Origin of the sequence: Streptomyces sp. CB02058 (assembly GCF_001905505.1) — a bacterium.
In the GTDB taxonomy this organism is placed as follows: Bacteria; Actinomycetota; Actinomycetes; order Streptomycetales; family Streptomycetaceae; genus Streptomyces.
On sequence record NZ_LIPG01000011.1, the window covers coordinates 30,373 to 48,948 of the forward strand.

At 72.0% G+C, this 18,576-nt stretch carries 2 protein-coding genes; both read right to left on the bottom strand.

Annotated elements, in window-relative coordinates; genetic code table 11:
- Position 1: 1 nt before the first annotated feature.
- Positions 2 to 16,819: a type I polyketide synthase gene (locus AMK10_RS36165; protein WP_073753926.1), complete on the bottom strand. Its 16,818-nt coding sequence runs from the start codon at positions 16,817 to 16,819 to the stop codon at positions 2 to 4.
- Positions 16,820 to 17,237: 418 nt separating this feature from the next.
- Positions 17,238 to 18,497 (bottom strand): methylaspartate mutase, encoded by a 1,260-nt coding sequence (locus tag AMK10_RS36170; RefSeq protein ID WP_073753994.1) that lies wholly within the window; start codon positions 18,495 to 18,497, stop codon positions 17,238 to 17,240.
- Positions 18,498 to 18,576 lie beyond the last annotated feature (79 nt).

Consider the following 18,576-nt stretch of genomic DNA (forward strand, 5'->3'; position numbering starts at 1 on the left):
GTCAGGACTTGTCGGTGCCGAGCGCGGCCCGGACCAGGTCCTCGATGTTCATGCTCTTGATCGCGTCGCTGCGGTTGCTGTCGCTGCCGCCGTTGCTGCCGGCCCCCTCGGACCCGTTGCCGGGTGTGTCGGCTTCCTCCGAGAGCTTGAGCAGGGTGTCCAGCAGTCCGGCCTCACGGAGTCGGGCGATGGAGACGGTCCCGATCCGCCGCTGGAGTTCGGCGTCGTCACCGGAAGCGGCCGGCCCCTGTGCCCCGCCGCCCGTGCCGTTCGCGGCCGGAGTGGGGGCGGCCGGTGCCAGTGCTTCGATACCGGGCAGCAACTCCTCCAGGAGGAACTTCGCCAGGGTCACCGGGTTCGGATAGTCGAACATCAGCGTGGCGGGGAGCCGCAGCCCGGTCGCCGAGCTGAGACGGTTGCGCAGCTCGATCGCGGCGAGCGAGTCGAGACCCAGCTCGGTGAAGCCCTTCTCCACGTCGATCGCGTCCGGTTCGTCGTGCCGTACGGCAGCGACGTGGGTGCGCACGGTGTCGAGCAGGACCCGGTCGCGTTCCTGTCCGGGCAGCGCCGCCAGACGCTCTTCGAGCGACTGGGTGCTCTGCGTGTCCGGTGCGGAGCTCCGGGCGCGCTGGGTGGAGCGCGTTCCCTGACCGCCGGCGGCCGGGCGGGCGGTGCGGGCGGTGGTGCGCTGTACGACTTCGCGGAACACGGCGGGTACGGAGCCGGAGGCGGTCATCGCCGCGGCGTCGATCCGCAACGGCACGAGGGTCGGGGCGGCCAGGCCGAGCGACTGGTCGAAGAGGACCAGCGCCTCCGCCGAGGAGAGGGCGGGCAGGCCCATGGCCGCCATCCGCTGCTCCTCCAGGTCCTCGTCCACCCCGGCACCGCCGAGGCCGGTCCGGGTGGCCCACAGGCCCCAGGCCAGCGAGACCGCGGGAAGCCCCTGGGTCCTGCGGTGGGCGGCGAGCGCGTCCAGGAAGCGGTTGGCCGCGGCGTAGTTGCCCTGACCCGCTCCCATGGCGAGACCGGACACCGAGGAGAACAGGACGAATGCCTTCAGCGGCATGTCCCGCGTGAGTTCGTGCAGGTGCCAGGCCGCGTCGACCTTGGGCCGGAACACCTCGGAGAGCTGCTCGGCGGTCAGCGAGTCGATCAGGGCGTTGTCCATCACTCCGGCCGCGTGCACCACTGCGGTGAGCGGCTGGTCCGCCGGGATCGCGGCGAGCAGTCCGGCCACGGCGTCACGGTCGGCCGTGTCACAGGCCGCGACGGTGATCTCGGCACCCAGCGCTGAGAGTTCGTCGCGCAGCGCGGCTGCGTGGGGCGACTCGGCGCCACGGCGGCCGGTGAGCACCAGGTGCCGGACGCCGTGGGTGCTGACCAGGTGCCTGGCGAGCACCGCTCCGAGGCCGCCGAGACCGCCGGTGACCAGGACGGTTCCGTTCGGTCCCCAGGTCTGCGGGGTGTCGCCCTCGGCCGCGGACATCCGGGCCAGCCTCGGCACCTTCACCTCGCTGCCGCGGACCGCGGCCTCCGGTTCCCGGAGCGAGGCCACGGCCGGCAGAGTCCGACGGGCGGTGTCCGAGCCGTCCAGGTCGACCAGGACCAGGCGGTCCTGGTGTTCCTGCTGGGCGGACCTGATCAGGCCCCAGACGGGGGCCTGCGAGAGGTCGTTCGGTGTTCCCTCGGTGGGTTCGGTCTCGGTGAGTACGCCGCCGTGGGTGACGAGCATGAGCCGCGAGTCGGCGAACCGGCTGTCGGCAAGCCAGTCCTGGACGAGGCCCAGGACTTCGGCCGCCGTGCGGTGGGTGCGCTCGGCCATGTCGTCGCCCTCCGCCGCACCCGGGCAGCGGTGGAGGACCAGCTCGGGCGCCTTGGTACCGGCGTCGACGGCGGCCCGCAGTGCGGCGAGGTCGGCATGGACCGGCAGCGCGTCGGGAGCGAGGCCGAGATCGGCGGCGAGACCGAGGTCGTCCTCACCGATGAAGGCCCAGTCGCCGACCGTGGCGTCGGAGTGCGCACCGACCGGCAGCTGGCTCCAGCCCAGCCGGAACATCGACTCCAGGTGACGGGTACCGGTGGATGCCGCGGCGGCTGCCGACACCCGGTCGGGCGTGACGGCCCGGACCACCAGGGACTCGACGCTCGCGACGGGTGTGCCGTGCTCGTCGGCGAGCTCCAGCCGAACGGCGTCGGAGCCGACCGCCTCGTCGGACCCCGTCCAGTTGATCCGTACGCGGAAGCAGGCGGCGCCGCCCGAGTGCAGGGACACACCGGACCAGGAGAACGGCAGCATGGAGGCACCGACGTCCTGGGGCTTCCGGCCGCCGAGGAAGTCCGTGGCGCTGAGCGCCGCGTCCAGCAGCGAGGGATGCATGCGGTATCGCGCCGCCTCGTCCCGCGCGTATTCCGGGAGGGCGACCTCCGCGAAGACCTCCTTGTCGCGCTGCCAGACCGCCTTCAGACCGCGGAACATCGGACCGTAGTGATAGCCCTGCGCGGTCAGGTAGTCGTAGACGTTGCTGACGTCGACCGGTTCCGCGCCGGTCGGCGGCCAGACCCCGTAGCCGACGTCGAACTCCTCCGGGGTGACCGGTTCGCGGTTCTCGACGGCCAGATATCCGGAGACGTGCCGGGTCCACTCCACCTGCGGCGGAGCGTCCTCGACGCGCGAGTAGACGGCCAGCGAGCGGCGGTCCGCGCCGTCGGGCTCTCCGACCACCACCTGAACCGCGACTCCGTCGCCGTTCTCCGGCAGTGGCATCAGCGCCTCGATGACGAGTTCCTCGACCAGGTCGCAGCCGACCTCCTCGGCGGCGCGCAGGGCCAGTTCGACGTAACCCGTACCGGGCAGCAGCACGGTGCCCAGCACGTCGTGGTCTGCGATCCACGGGTGCGTGGTCACCGAGAGCCGGCCGGTGAGGACCACGCTGCCGCCCTCGGGCGAGACCACCACGGACGTGAGCAGGGGATGCCCGGCGGCCACCTGACCGAGACCGGCAGCGTCGACGGCGGGCGCCTCTGCGGCATCCAGCCAGAAGTGCCGCTTCTCGAAGGCGTACGTGGGCAGGTCGACCCGGCGGGCTCCGGTGGGCGCGTAGAACGCCGCCCAGTCGGGGCTGTGGCCGACGGTGTGCAGCCGCGCGAGCGCCGTGACGAGAGCCTCGGGCTCACTCTGGTTGCGCCGCAGACCCGGCACGAACACCGCGTCAGCCGCAGAATTCTGCGCCATGGCGGTGAGGACGGCGTCCGGGCCGACCTCCAGGAACACCGAGACCCCAGCAGCCGACAGCGCGCGAATGCCGTCTCCGAAGCGGACCGCCTCACGGACATGACGCACCCAGTACTCGGGGGTACGCAGATCATCCGGAGTGGCCAGCTGACCGGTGACGTTGGAGACCACCGGGATACGGGCCTCGCCGAAGGTCACGCTCTCCGCGACCGTACGGAACTCGGCCAGCATCGGCTCCATCAGCGGCGAGTGGAACGCGTGCGAGACCCGCAGACGACTCGTCTTACGACCCTCCGCCTCGAACCGAGCCACAACCTCCAGCACATCCACCTCAGCACCGGAGATCACCACCGCATCCGGACCATTCACCGCAGCGATACTCACCGCATCCGACGCCAGATACGGAAGGACCTCATCTTCGGACGCACGGACGGCGACCATCGCGCCACCCTCCGGGAGGGCCTGCATCAGCCGCGCACGCGCAGCAACCAGCCTCGCCGCATCAGCCAGCGACAACACACCCGACACATGCGCAGCCGTCAGCTCACCCACCGAATGACCCGCCAGGAAGTCCGGCCGCACACCCCACGACTCCAGCAAACGGAACAACGCCGTCTCGAAAGCGAACAACGCCGGCTGAGTGAACTCCGTCCGCTCCAACACCGACGCATCCTCACCCCACACCACATCCCGCAGAGACCCGGACAGATGGGAATCCAGCTCCGCCACGACCGCGTCGAACGCCTCGGCGAACACCGGGAAGGAAGCGTAAAGTTCACGACCCATCCCCACCCGCTGCGCACCCTGACCCGTGAACAGGAAGGCCAACGCTCCGACCGATCGCGAAAGCCCTTGCACGACAGCGGAGTTCTCGCGCTGTTCCTGCAACGCCTCCAGAGCGGAGATCAGTTGCTCCGTGTCCGTCGCCAGTACCACAGCGCGGTGCTCCAGCGCCGCACGTGAGGTCGCCAGGGAGAACCCGAGGTCGTGCAGGACGAGTTCGGGGCTGTCGGACAGGTGGGCGTGGAGCTGCTCAGCCTGGGCGGCCAGTGATGTGGCGTTGGCCGCGGACAGGGCGAGCGGTACGGGCACGGCGTCCTGGACCGTGTCGGGGAGGTGCTTCCGGGCCTGCGGGGCCGTCGGCTCCGCAGCCTGCTCAAGGATGATGTGGGCGTTGGTACCGCTGAGCCCGAAGGACGAGACGGCGGCCCTGCGCGGGCGGCCGGTCTCCGGCCAGTCACGGGCCTCGGTCAGCAGCTCCACGGCACCCTCCGACCAGTCCACCTGGTCCGAGGGACGGTCCACGTGCAGGGTCGCGGGCATCTGGCCGTGACGCAGTGCCATCACGGCCTTGATGATGCCGCTGACGCCGGCTGCGGCCTGGGCGTGGCCGATGTTGGACTTGATGGAGCCCAGCCACAGCGGCTGCCCCTCCGGGCGCTCCTGGCCGTAGGTGGCCAGCAGGGCCTGGGCCTCGATCGGGTCCCCGAGACGGGTTCCGGTGCCGTGGCCCTCGACCATGTCGACATCGGCCGTGGTGAGTCCTGCGGAGGCCAGTGCCTGCTGGATGACGCGCTGCTGGGAGGGCCCGTTGGGGGCCGTGAGGCCGTTGCTCGCACCGTCCTGGTTGACGGCCGAACCGCGTACCACTGCCAGCACCGGGTGTCCGTTGCGCCGGGCGTCCGACAGCCGCTCCACCAGGAGCAGGCCGAGCCCTTCGGACCAGCCGGTTCCGTCCGCGCCTGCGGAGAAGGACTTGCAGCGGCCGTCCGCCGCCAGACCCCGCTGCTGGCTGAAGTCGACGAAGATGTCCGGGTTGGGCATCACGGTGACACCGCCGGCCAGTGCCATGTCGCAGTCACCGGACCGCAGGGCCTGGATCGCCGAGTGCAGAGCGACGAGGGACGACGAGCAGGCGGTGTCCACGGTGACGGCCGGGCCTTCCAGGCCCAGGGCGTAGGAGACACGCCCGGAGGCTATGGACCCTGCGCTGCCGTTGCCCAGGTAGGGCGTCAGCTCGTCGGACACGGCCCCGGCCCGGGAGCCGTAGTCGTGGTACATGATGCCGACGTAGACGCCGGTGCGGGAGCCGCGCAGCGAGTCCGGAGCGATCCCGGCACGCTCGATGGCCTCCCAGGCCCCTTGGAGGAGCACCCGCTGCTGGGGGTCCATGGCCAGGGCCTCGCGCGGCATGATGTCGAAGAACTCTGGGTCGAAGTCGGCGGCGTCGTGCAGGAATCCGCCGTCACGGGCATAGGTCTTGCCGGGAGTGCCGGGCTCGGGGTCGTAGAGGGCGTCGGCGTCCCAGCCACGGTCGGCGGGGAATCCGGTGATGGCCGAGCGCCCCTCGGCGACCAGCTGCCACAGGTCCTCGGCACTTCTGACGTCGCCGGGGAAGCGGCAGCTGATGCTGACGATGGCGATCGGGTCGTCGGCGGCTGCGGGCACAGTGGCTCGCACGGCGGGCGCCGCAGGGGCGGAGACACCGGACAGCCGCGCTCCGATGAAGTCGGCGACCGCACGGGAGTTGGGGTGGTCGAAGACGAGGGTGGCCGGCAGCCGGACACCGGTGGCACCGGTGAGGGCGTTACGGAACTCCACCGCCGCGAGCGAGTCGAATCCCATGTCCTTGAACGCGCGGTCCGGGCTGACGCCGTCGGCCCCGCTGTGGCCGAGCACGGTGGCGGCTTCGGCCCTGACCAGTTCGAGCAGGGCTCGGGAGCGTTCCGCGGCGGTGCCGACGAGCAGTCCGCCGAGCCGGGCGTCTGCCCCGGCGGCGCCGGTGGCGGCGGCGCGGCGAGGTGTGTGGCCGGGGCGGTGCACCAGGTCCCGCAGAAGGGCGGGAAGCTCTCCGGAGCGGCCCGCGAGGGCGGCGGCGTCCACGGGCAGCGGTACGAGGGCGGGCAGCCCGGTGCCGAGGGCTGCGGAGAAGAGGGCGAGCCCCTCCTCGGCTGCGACGGCAGGGGTGCCGAGCCGGTCCATCCGGTCGAGGTCGGCCTCGGAGAGGGAGCCGCCGAGGCCCGTGTCCACCGCCCACATGCCGAACGCCAGCGAGGTGGCGGGCAGTCCGGCGGCGCTCCGGTGGAGGGCGAGGGCGTCCAGGAAGACGTTGGCCGCCGCGTAGTTGCCCTGTCCTGCGGCGAGGACCAGGCCGCCGGCGGAGGAGAACAGCACGAACTGCTTCAGGGGGAGATCCTGCGTCAGCTCGTGCAGATGCCAGGCGCCGTCGGCCTTCGGCCGCAGCACGGTGTCCAGTCGCTCTGCCGTGAGCGTGCCGGTGAGTCCGTTGTCGGCGACCGCCGCGGCGTGCACGACGCCGGTGAGGGGGTGGTCCGTGTCGATGCCGGCGATCAGCGCGGCCAGGGCGTCCCTGTCGCCCGTGTCGCACGCGGCGACCGTGACCACAGCACCGGACTCCTCAAGCCCTACGGCCAGTTCGGCCGCACCCGGAGCATCAGGACCACGACGACTCGTCAGCAGCAGACTGCGCACACCGTGCTCCGCCACCAGATGACGCGCCACCAGCGCACCGAGACCACCCGTACCACCCGTCACCAGGACCGTACCCGCACCAAAAGCACCACCCTCGGCACTCCCAGCACCATCCGCCTGCGCCACCGACACCAGACGCGGCACCAGAACGGAACCCCCACGCAACGCCAACTCCGGCTCACCCGAGGCAAGCGCCCCGGACAGCACCCCGGCAGAAACACCAGCGGCATCACCGTCGACCAGCACGAACCGGCCCGGATTCTCCGCCTCGGCCGCCCGCACCAGACCCCAGAGAGGGGCCTGGGCCAGCGAGGCCGCAGCCTGGTGGCCGGCCACCTCGCCGAGCGGTGCGATGGCCGCACCTTGGGTGACCACGACCAGCCGGGACAGCGCGAATCGCTCGTCCGCGAGCCATTGCTGGACCGTGGTGAGCAGCCAATGGGCCGTGGCACGCACCGCGTCCGGGAGGGTGTGCCCGCCCGTGAGGTCGGGCACCGGGCAGAGCACCTGCTCCGGTGCCACGGCGCCGCCGTCCAGAGCGGCCTGGAGTGCGGCCAGGTCCGCGTACTCGGTGACCGTTCCGGTCGCCGCGAGCGGCGTGGCTCCCAGGGATGCCGACACGGGTCCCGGGCTCGGGACGCTCAGAGGCTCGGAGAGAGGCAGCGGCCTCCAGGCGATGCGACGGAGCGCGTCGGACCGGCCGCCGGAGCCGTCCAGCTGGGCGGCGGAGACCGGCAGCGACACGAGCGACTCGACGGTCGCCACGGGGCGTCCGGAGGCGTCGGCCACCCGGAGCGCGGAGAGTTCGTCGCCGCGCAGCCGACTCAGATGGACGCGCAGTTCGGTGGCGCCGGAAGCGTGCAGAGTGACGCCGTTCCAGGAGAACGGCAGCAGGGTGTCGCCGTCCGCCGCGCCCTGCTCGTCCAGCAGGTCGGCGTGCATCGCGGCGTCCAGCAGCGCGGGATGCAGGCCGTAGCGACCGGCCTCGGTCCCCGCGTCCTCGGGCAGCGCGACCTCGGCGTAGACGTCCTCGCCGTTGCGCCAGGCGGCTTTCAGCCCCTGGAAGACCGGACCGTAGCCGTAGCCGCGTCCGACGAGGCGTTCATAGGCGCCCTCCACGGGGATCGGCTCGGCGCCGGGCGGCGGCCACTGCACCAGATCGAAGTCCGGGACGGCGGGCGAGGCAGTGAGCACACCGGTGGCGTGCAAGGTCCACTCGTGGGGTGCCGCGCCCTCCGGTCGGGAGTGGACGGTGACGGTACGGGCGCCCGCGACGTCGTCCGCGTCCGCGCCGGCCGCACTGCCCGTCGCGCCGACGGTGACGCGCAGGTCCGTGGCGCCGCGTCGCGGAATGATCAGCGGGGCCTGGAGGGTCAGCTCGTCGACTCGGCCGTAGCCGATCTCGTCCCCGGCACGTACGGCCAGTTCGACGAAGCCCGTGCCGGGCAGCAGGAGGCTTCCGAGCACCTCGTGATCGGCCAGCCATGCCTGCGTACCGGCGGCGAGCCGACCGGTGAGAATCACACCGTCGGAGTCCGGCACGACCACGGCGGCACTGAGCAGCGGGTGGTTCACCGGCTCCAGTCCGGCACCCCCGACGCCCGCCGCCGTGCTGACGGTGGCGTTCAGCCAGTAGCGCTTGCGCTGGAAGGCGTACGTGGGAAGGTCGACGACCCCTGATCCCGGGCCGTACGCGGCGAACAGGGCGTCCCAGTCGAGCCGGGCGCCGTGGGCGGTGGCGCGGCCGAGACCGAGCAACAGCTCACGCGCCTCCGGGCGTTCACGCCGCACGAGCGCGGTGAAGACTGCGGCGTCGCCGGTTTCGCTGTCTCCGGTGAGGACGTTCTGCGCCATGGCGGTGAGGACGGCGTCGGGGCCGACCTCCAGGAACACCGAGACCCCGGCGGCCGACAGTGCACGGATGCCGTCGCCGAAACGAACCGCCTCGCGGACGTGACGTACCCAGTAGTCCGCAGTACGCAGATCATCCGAGGTCGCGAGCTCGCCGGTCACGTTGGAGACCACCGGGATACGGGCCTCGCCGAACGTCACGCTCTCCGCGACCGTACGGAACTCGGCCAGCATCGGCTCCATCAGCGGCGAGTGGAACGCGTGCGAGACCCGCAGACGACTGGTCTTACGACCCTCCGTCTCGAACCGAGCCGCGACCTCCAGCACATCCACCTCAGCACCGGAGATCACCACCGCATCCGAACCGTTGACCGCAGCGATACTCACCGCATCCGACGCCAGATACGGAAGGACCTCGTCTTCGGACGCACGGACGGCGACCATCGCGCCACCCTCCGGGAGGGCCTGCATCAGCCGCGCACGCGCAGCAACCAGCCTCGCCGCATCCGCCAACGACAACACACCCGACACATGCGCAGCCGTCAGCTCACCCACCGAATGCCCCGCCAGGAAGTCAGGGCGCACACCCCACGACTCCAGCAGACGGAACAACGCCGTCTCAAAGGCGAACAGCGCCGGCTGGGTGAACTCCGTCCGCTCCAACACCGACGCATCCTCACCCCACACCACATCCCGCAGAGACCCGGACAGATGGGAATCCAGCTCCGCCACGACCGCGTCGAACGCCTCGGCGAACACCGGGAAGGAAGCGTGAAGTTCACGACCCATCCCCACCCGCTGCGCACCCTGACCCGTGAACAAGAACGCGGACTTGCCCGCACGCACCTCGCCCACGGCAACACCACTCGTGCCACCCGCAGCGAGCACCCGCAGCCCCTCGGCCAGTTCGTCCTTCGTGCCGCCGACGACCACGGCTCGGTGGTCCAGGGCTGCGCGACCGGTGGCGAGGGTGCGGCCGGCGGCGGCGAGTTCGTCGTCCCGGAGCGCGCCCAGGTGCCGCAGCAGGCGTTCCGCCTGAGCGCTCAGCGCCTGCGGGGACGTGCCGGAGAGGGTCCAGGGCAGGACGGACGGAGCGGAGGCGATCCTCTCGGGGGCGGCCGGAGCGGCGCTCAGCGGTGCCTGTTCGACGATCACGTGGGCGTTGGTGCCGCTGATACCGAAGGAGGAGACGGCGGCCCGTCGGAGACGGCCTGTCGCGGGCCAGGCACGAGACTCGGTCAGCAGCTCCACAGCGCCTTCGGACCAGTCCACCTCGTCGGAGGGCCGGTCGACGTGGAGGGTCTTGGGCAGCTGGCCGTGGCGCATCGCCATGACCATCTTGATGATTCCGGCGACGCCCGCGGCGGCCTGGGTGTGGCCCACGTTGGACTTGACGGAGCCCAGCCACAGCGGCTCGGCGTCGTCCGGGCGCTCCTGCCCGTAGACGGCCAGGAGCGACTGGGCCTCGATGGGGTCGCCGAGTGTGGTGCCGGTGCCGTGACCGTCCACCGCGTCGATCTCGGACGGGGTGAGCCGGGCGTCGTGCAGGGCCCGCTGGATGACGCGCTGCTGGGAGGGCCCGTTGGGGGCCGTGAGGCCGTTGCTCGCACCGTCCTGGTTGACGGCAGAGCCGCGTACGACCGCCAGCACCGGGTGCCCGTTGCGCCGGGCGTCCGACAGCCGCTCCAGGAGCAGGAGGCCCGCGCCTTCGCCCCAGCCGGTGCCGTCCGCCGCGGCGGAGAAGGACTTGCAGCGGCCGTCGGATGCCAGCCCGCGCTGCCGGTTCATGTCGATGAAGGTGTCAGGGGTCGACATCACGGTGACGCCGCCGGCCAGTGCGAGGGAGCATTCGCCGCGGCGCAGCCCCTGGAGCGCCCAGTGCAGGGCGACGAGGGAGGAGGAGCAGGCCGTGTCCACGGTGACGGCCGGGCCTTCGAGGCCCAGGGCGTAGGCGACGCGGCCGGACACGACGCTCGCGAGACCGCCGTTGCCGAGGTACCCGGCGACGTCCTCGGGGACATCGGTGAGACGGGTGCTCCAGTCGTGGTACATCACGCCGGCGAAGACGCCGGTGTCCGAGCCACGCCGGCTGTGGGGATCGATGCCGGCGCGTTCGAACGCCTCCCAGGCCGTCTCGAGCAGCAGGCGCTGCTGGGGGTCCATGGCCTGGGCTTCGCGAGGGCTGATGCCGAAGAACTCGGGGTCGAAGTCCGCTGCGTCGTAGAGGAAGCCGCCCTCGCGGGTGGAGGACTTTCCGGATGTGCCGGGCTCGGGGTCGTACAGACCGTCGGTGTCCCAGCCACGGTCGGAGGGGAAGAAGGAGACGCCGTCACGGCCCTCGGAGACGAGGTTCCAGAGCTCCTCGGGTGAGGTGACTCCTCCGGGGAAGCGGCAGGCCATGCTGACGATGGCGATGGGCTCGTCGGCGGGGGTGCGGGGCGCGACCGGGGCCTTGGGGGCGGCGGTCTCGACGGCGAGCAGTTTGGAGCCGATGTGCTCGGCGAGCCCACGCGGTGTGGGGTAGTCGAAGATCAGGGTGGCCGGCAGGCGCAGGCCCGTGGCGGAGTTGAGGCGGTTGCGGAGTTCGACGGCGCCGAGGGAGTCGAAGCCGATGTCGCTGAACGCGCGCTGCGGGCTGATCGCTTCGGCGTCGTCGTGGCGGAGTACGCCTGCGACGTGGGTGCGGACGAGGCCGAGCACGGCGTCGGCGCGGTCGGGGGCGGGAAGCGTCGCCAGGTGCTGGGCGAGGGTCTGCTCGACGGGGACGGCTCCCGGCCCGCTGTCGGCCGAGGTGCGGCGTGCGGGGGTCCGGACCAGGCCGCGGAGTACGGCGGGAAGGGCGTCTCCCCGGCGCTGGAGGGCCCTCGTGTCGATGCGTATGGGCACCACGGAGACGGCGTTGGTGTCGCTCACGGCGGTGTCGAGCAGCGCGAGGTTCTCGTCGGCGCTCAGGGGGGTGAGGCCCAGGTCGGCGATGCGCTGTACGGAGGCGTGGTCGAGACCGGCGCCCATGCCGTGGTCGCCGGTCCACAGGCCCCAGTTGAGCGAGGTGGCGGGCAGTCCGGCGGCGCTCCGGTGGAGGGCGAGGGCGTCCAGGAAGACGTTGGCCGCCGCGTAGTTGCCCTGTCCTGCGGCGTCGAGGAAGGCGGCGGTCGAGGAGAACAGCACGAACTGCCGGAGCGGCAGGTCCCGGGTCAGCTCGTGGAGGTACCAGGCGCCGTCGGCCTTGGGCCGCAGCACGGCGTCGATGCGTTCGGGGGTGAGGGACTCGGTGAGTCCGTCGTCGAGGAGTGCGGCGAGGTGGACGACGCCGGTGAGGGGGTGGCCCGTTTCGATGCCGGCGATCAGCGCGGCCAGGGCGTCCCTGTCGCCCGTGTCGCACGCGGCGACCGTGACCACAGCACCGGACTCCTCCAGCTCTACGGCCAGCTCGGCCGCACCCGGAGCATCAGGACCACGACGACTCGTCAGCAGCAGACTGCGCACACCGTGCTCGGCCACCAGATGACGCGCCACCAGCGCACCGAGACCACCCGTACCACCCGTCACCAGGACCGTACCCGCACCAAAAGCACCACCCTCGGCACTCCCAGCACCATCCGCCTGCGCCACCGACACCAGACGCGGCACCAGAACGGAACCCCCACGCAACGCCAACTCCGGCTCACCCGAGGCAAGCGCCCCGGACAGCACCCCGGCAGAAACACCAGCGGCATCACCGTCGACCAGCACGAACCGGCCCGGATTCTCCGCCTCGGCCGCCCGCACCAGACCCCACAGGGGTGCGGTGTCGAGGGCGGGCGGGGTGTCGTCGTCCGTGGTGGCGACGGCGCCCTCGGTGAGCAGCACCAGCCGCGAGCCGGCGAACCGTTCGTCGGTGAGGAAGCTCTTTACGGTGCCGAGAAGCTGGGCAAGGGCCGTACGGGTGGTCGCCAGCGGGTCGGTGCCTGTGCTCGTGGCCTCCGTACGGTGGGTGACGAGGATGACGTCAGGCACGGGCCCGTCGGCGTCGGCCGCTGCGCCGAGCTCGGTGAGTGTGGGGTGTACGGGTACGCCGAGGGTGTCGGCGAGACCCAGCGGGTCCGCTCCCGCGATCGCCCAGTTCTCCAGGTCGGCTGGTGAACCAGCGCTCGCCTCGACCCAGTTGACGCGCTTGAGCGTGTCGGTGCGCGTGGCGGCGGCGGCAAGGCGCGTGGTGTCGACGGCACGTACGAGGTAGCCGTCGACGAGGGCCACGGGTGCGCCCGTGGTGTCGGCAAGGCGCAGCAGGACGGAGTCGGGGCCGGTGGCCGCGATCCGGACCCGGACGGCGGACGCACCGGTGGCGTACAGCGTCACCCCGTGCCAGGCGAAGGGCAGACGGGTGACGTCGTCGGCGGCTCCGTCCTGGGTGAAGTCGGTGGCGTGCAGCGCCGCGTCGAGCAGTGCGGGGTGGAGCGCGAAGGCTCCGGCGTCGCCCTGGACGCCCTCGGGGAGGGCGACTTCGGCGTAGACCTCGCCGTTGTGCCGCCAGGCGGCTCGGAGCCCCTGGAAGGCCGGGCCGTATCCGTAGCCCTTCGTGGCCATGTCCTCGTAGAGGCCGGTGATGTCGACGGGCTCGGCGCCCTTGGGGGGCCATTCGGCGAGGCCGAAGCCGGTGCGGTCGGCGGCGGGGGCACCGAGTGGGGCGAGCAGTCCGTCGGCGTGCTGGGACCACGGCTCGTCCTCGGTGGCGTCCTCGGGTCTCGAGTAGAACGCGATGGCGCGGCGTCCGCTGCCGTCGGGGGCGGCGACCTGGATCTGCAGAGCGATGCCGGTGCCGTCCGCGGGGACGGTGAGGGGGGTCGCGAGGGTCAGTTCCTCGATGGCGTCGCAGCCGACCTGGTCACCGGCGCGGACGGCCAGTTCCACGAAGGCCGTGCCGGGCAGCAGGACGGTGCCCGCGATGGCGTGGTCGGCGAGCCAGGGGTGGGAGCGCAGCGAGACGCGGCCGGTGAGGATGATGCCGTCCTCGCCCGCGCGGCTGATCACGGCGCCGAGCAGCGGGTGCCGGGCGGCCACCTGGCCGAGGCCCGTGGGGTCGCCGGAGTCGGTGATCCCGCGGGTGAGCCAGTAGCGGCGGCGCTGGAAGGCGTACGTGGGCAGTTCGACACGGGGGGCGCCGTCCGGGGCGCAGGCGGCGCCCCACTCCACGTCGAAGCCGCGGACGTGGACGGCGCCGAGGGCGGTCAGGAGTTCCCGCTGTTCGTCGTGGCCGCGGCGCAGCACGCAGTGGAAGGCGGGCGCGTCGTCCGCGGACGTGGTGTCACCGGCGTCGGCCAGTGCTCCCTGCGCCATGGCGGTGAGTACGGCGTCGGGGCCCAGCTCCAGGAAGGTGGTGACTCCGGCGGCGGCGAGGGTGTCGATTCCGTCGGCGAAGCGGACGGCCTGGCGGACGTGGCCCACCCAGTACTCGGGGTCGCAGAGTTCGGCGCTGGTGGCGATCTCACCCGTGACGTTGGAGACGACGGGTATCAGGGGCGCGCGGTACTCCAGCAGCCGGGCGATCCCCCTGAACTCCTCCAGCATCGGCTCCATGAGGGACGAGTGGAAGGCGTGGGAGACGCGAAGCCGCTTGGTCTTGGCGCCGCCCGCGGCGAGGCGTTCGGCCAGGGCGAGGGTGGCCTGCTCGGCGCCGGAGACGACGACGGAGTCGGGGCCGTTGACGGCGGCGAGGGAGACGGTGCCGTCGCCGTCCGCGAGGGCTGCGGCGACCTCTGCCTCGGTGGCCTGGACCGCGACCATGGCACCGCCGGCGGGCAGTTCCTGCATCAGGCGGGCGCGCGCGGCGACGAGGGTCGCCGCGTCCTCCAGGGAGAGCACTCCGGCGGCGTGGGCCGCGGACAGCTCGCCCAGGGAGTGGCCGGCCAGGTAGTCGGGCCGTACGCCCCACGACTCCAGCAGCCGGAACAGTGCGGTCTCCAGGGCGAAGAGACCGGTCTGGGCGTACTCGGTCCGGTTCAGCAGCGCGGCGTCCTCGGTGCCCTCGTCGGCGAGGAGGACGTCCCAGAGCGAGTGCTCCAGCTGGATGTCGAGATGACCGATGGCCTCGTCGAGGGCGTCCGCGAACACCGGGTACCGCTCGTACAGTTCACGTCCCATGGCCGCGCGCTGGCTGCCCTGGCCGGTGAAGAGGAACGCGAGCCGTCCGGTGGCGGGTTCACCGCGCACCACGTCGGGGTGGTCGGTGTCCTCGGCGAGGGCGCGCAGCGCGCTGTCGAGCCCGGTGCGGTCGCTGACGGTGACGACGGCCCGGAGGCTGAGTGCGGCGCGCGTGGTCGCCAGCGCGTGGCCGAGGTGCGGCAGCGGAGTGCCGGGATGCGTGTCGAGGTGCGTGCGGAGCAGGTCGGCCTGCGCGCGCAGCGCGGGCGCGCTGTGGGCGGAGAGGGCCAGCGGCAGGAGCCCGGTGACGGTCTCCGTCGCCTCGGCATCGGCGTCGGTGGCGGTGGCGGTCTCCGTCGCGTCGGTGCCGGTGTCCTCCGCGGAGCCGGGGTCGACGGCCGTGGCGGCCTCCGCGTCGCCGGCTTCCTCGAGGATGACGTGGGCGTTGGTGCCGCTGATACCGAACGCGGAGACACCGGCGCGGCGGGGGCGGTCACCGGTGCGCCACTCGACGGGCTCGGTGAGCAGCCGGACGTCGCCGGCCTCCCAGCGGATGTGCGGGGACGGCTCGTCGACGTGGAGCGTCTTGGGGAGCACCCCGTGCCGCATGGCGAGGATCATCTTGATCATGCTCGCCACGCCGCCCGCCGCCTGGGTGTGGCCGAGGTTGGACTTGACCGAGCCGAGCCACAGCGGGCTGCCCTCGGGGCGCCCCTGGCCGTACGTGGCAATGATCGCCTGGGCCTCGATCGGGTCTCCGAGCGTGGTGCCGGTGCCGTGGGCGTCGACGGCGTCGACGTCGGCGGCGGTCAGTCCGGCCGTGGACAGGGCGTCGCGGATCAGCCGCTGCTGCGACAGGCCGTTCGGCGCGGTGAGGCCGTTGCTGGCGCCGTCCTGGTTGACCGCGGTCGCCCGGACGACGGCGAGCACCTGGTGGCCGTGCCGGCGGGCGTCGGAAAGCCGCTCGACGGCCAGCAGGCCGATGCCTTCGGAGAAGCCGGTGCCGTCGGCGGCGGAGGCGAACGCCTTGACGCGCCCGTCGGGGGCCAGACCGCGCTGTCGGCTGAACGCGGTGAACATGCCGGGGCTGCCCATCACGGTGACGCCGCCGACGATGGCGAGGGAGCACTCGTCGCGGCGCAGTGCCTGTGCGGCCAGGTGCAGGGAGACGATGGAGCCGGAGCAGGCGGTGTCGATGGTGATCGCCGGGCCCTCGAAGCCGAAGGTGTAGGCGACGCGCCCGGACGCCAGGCTCGGGGCGTTCCCGGTCATCAGATAGCCGTCGAGACCGTCGGGGGCCTCGTGCACGCGGACACCGTACTCGTGGACCTCGGCGCCGACGAAGACGCCGGTGCGCGTACCGCGCAGGCGGTGCGGGTCGATGCCGGAGCGCTCCAGTACCTCCCAGGTGGTCTCCATCATCAGGCGCTGCTGCGGGTCCATGGCCAGCGCCTCGCGGGGGCTGATCCCGAAGAAGTCCGCGTCGAAGTCGGTGGCGTCGGCGAGGAAGCCGCCGTGCTTGACGTAGCTCTTGCCCTGCGCCTGCGGGTCGGGGTCGTACATCCCGTCGACGTCCCAGCCGCGGTCGCGGGGGAACTCACCGAGTACCTCCCCGCCCTCCTGGAGCAGCTGCCACAGCGCTTCGGGGCTGGTGACCCCGCCGGGGAACCGGCAGGCGGCACCGATGACGACGATGGGGTCGTCGTCGTCCACCCGCCGGGCGGCCGGGCCGTCGACGGCCACGGCGGTGGCGGGCAGTCCGAGGGCCTCGGTGCGCAGGTGCTCGGCGAGGAGCGCGGGCGTGGGGTGGTCGAAGCCGACCGTGGGCGGCAGCGCGAGCCCGGTCGCGGTGTTGACCCCGGTGTGGAGCGCGACCAGCCCGAGGGAGTCCAGGCCCTGCTCGCGGAAGGGGCGGCGCGCGTCGACGGCCACCCGCTTCTCGTCCGGGCGCAGGCGACGGAGCACCGCCACGGCTTCGCGGCAGATCAGGTCGGTCAGCTGCCGGGTCTGCTCGGCGACCGGAAGCGCCTCGAGTCGGCGGACCAGTTCGGAAGGGTCACCCGCTTCGGCATGCGACACATTCACCTTGTCGGCAGAAGAGGAAAGGGAACCGGGCTCGGTCATCAGCGCACTCCACGGTCATCACTGGTTCGCGCGATTCACGGCGCGCGAATATGCCTACACCCGGCCTTGTTACGGTGTGCCGGCCATTACGGAAATCGTGTCTCGGATTCGTTCTTCGTCATGGCAGTGGATCTGTTCTTGCTTCTGAACTCAAAGGTGTTGCTGTCACTGCCGCGAGCGACGGGCCGGTACGGATATTCCGACCGGATATCGCCAACGTAGGGGGGCCGGGCTCCCGGCTGACACCCCTAGTGACCCCGGTTGCCGGTGGTGGCGCCCGGTAAAGGGCCTCTTCCGGTGGGGCGGCCCATTGCCCGGCGTGACGGTTCCACGGATATCGCGACCGCCGTCGCGCACACGGCCGCGATTTCCGTCGCGGAGTCCTTCCGGACGTTCGGAACGTTGCCCTCCGGAACAGTCAGCCGCCGTCGAGCAGAACCGGCTGGATCGGAGGTTCGTCAAAGGTGCTGCGTACGTAGGAAAGGTCGCTGAGAAGCCCCGTCGCGGTGACACGTCCCGTACTCGGACCGGTCACCAGATGCCCCAGCGGAAGAGAGCCGATGGCAGACCAGCGCAGCCGGCCTTCGCCGTCCACATAGCTGCGCGTGCGACCGCAGTTGTCGGGGTGCACGCAGTAGGGGATGTCGAGATAGCCGTGCTGAAATGCGCGCATCAGGGCGGTGCCGATGTCCGTATGGAGGGACAGGACCGCTTCCACCAGGGCCCGGGCCTCCTGATACGTCTGGGAGTCGGTCTCCGCCGGAGCACCCGCGAGGGCGGCGGGCCGGGGGGTGCGTGCGGCCACGTCCGCGGCGTACTCCAGTGCCTGGACGTTCTCGACGATCGTGGGGATGCGCCGGGCTTCCGCGACGGTCTTCACGATGAGCCGTTCGCACCCCGTGGTGACGGCGAGCTCGGCGGCCTGGCCGAGCAGCCGCAGCGCGCCGCCGTCGGTCTGCGGGTAGACCCCCATGTACGCGTACACCACCACGTGCCAGTCGTCGGTGCGCAGATGCTCCCGGCACAGACGGCGCAGTGCGGCGACTGCTTCCTGGTCCTGGCCGAGATGGGTCTGCTGGGCATAGCTGAGGGAGACGCTGCGCACTCCGTGCTGGACGAAGAACATCGCCTCCAGGAGGCTGAGGGCGACCAGTTGGCTGGGTGGGCAGAGCTGTCCCAGCATGCATCCGCCGAAGGTCTCGATGTGCGGTTCGGCGCCGCTGCCGCTGAGTTCGGCGAACAGTTCGCTGCACACGGACCACTCCCGGACCGCCTCGGCGAGCGGGGTGCGCCCGTAGGGAAGGCAGTAGGAGACGGGGCCACCCTCGGTGGCGGTCAGGCCGAGGCCGGCGATGGCGGCGAAGATGTCCCGGGGGACGGCGGAACCGTGCCGGACCTGTACGGGGAAGTCGGGGCCGCGGATGCCGTCCAGGACCCGTTCGGTCGTCTCGACGGGGTGGCTGACCACCGGGTATCCGTTGAGGTCGAACCCGGCGCGCAGCGCCTCCTCGACGGCTTGGAGATGGCCGACGCGGGTGTGGCTGTCCAGGGTGATGGTGCCCACGGTGTGGGCGTCGGCGCGGCGGGTGGCCAGCAGTCCGGCCCGCATGCGGGCCGGGTCGCCGAACCCCATGCGGGGCTGCACCACGAGCCGGCCGCCCGCCCCGTGCGCCCGCACGAAGGCGCCGAAGCCGGCGGACTGCTGACCGGGCTCCCCCGTCGGCGCGGGGCGGGAGTGCGTCGGCCGCCGGGCTGGC

What these genes read in the sequence shown, in the direction of transcription:
- AMK10_RS36165 (WP_073753926.1), bottom strand. Translation starts at nt 16,819, where the DNA reads ATGACCGAGCCCGGTTCCCTTTCCTCTTCTGCCGACAAGGTGAATGTG.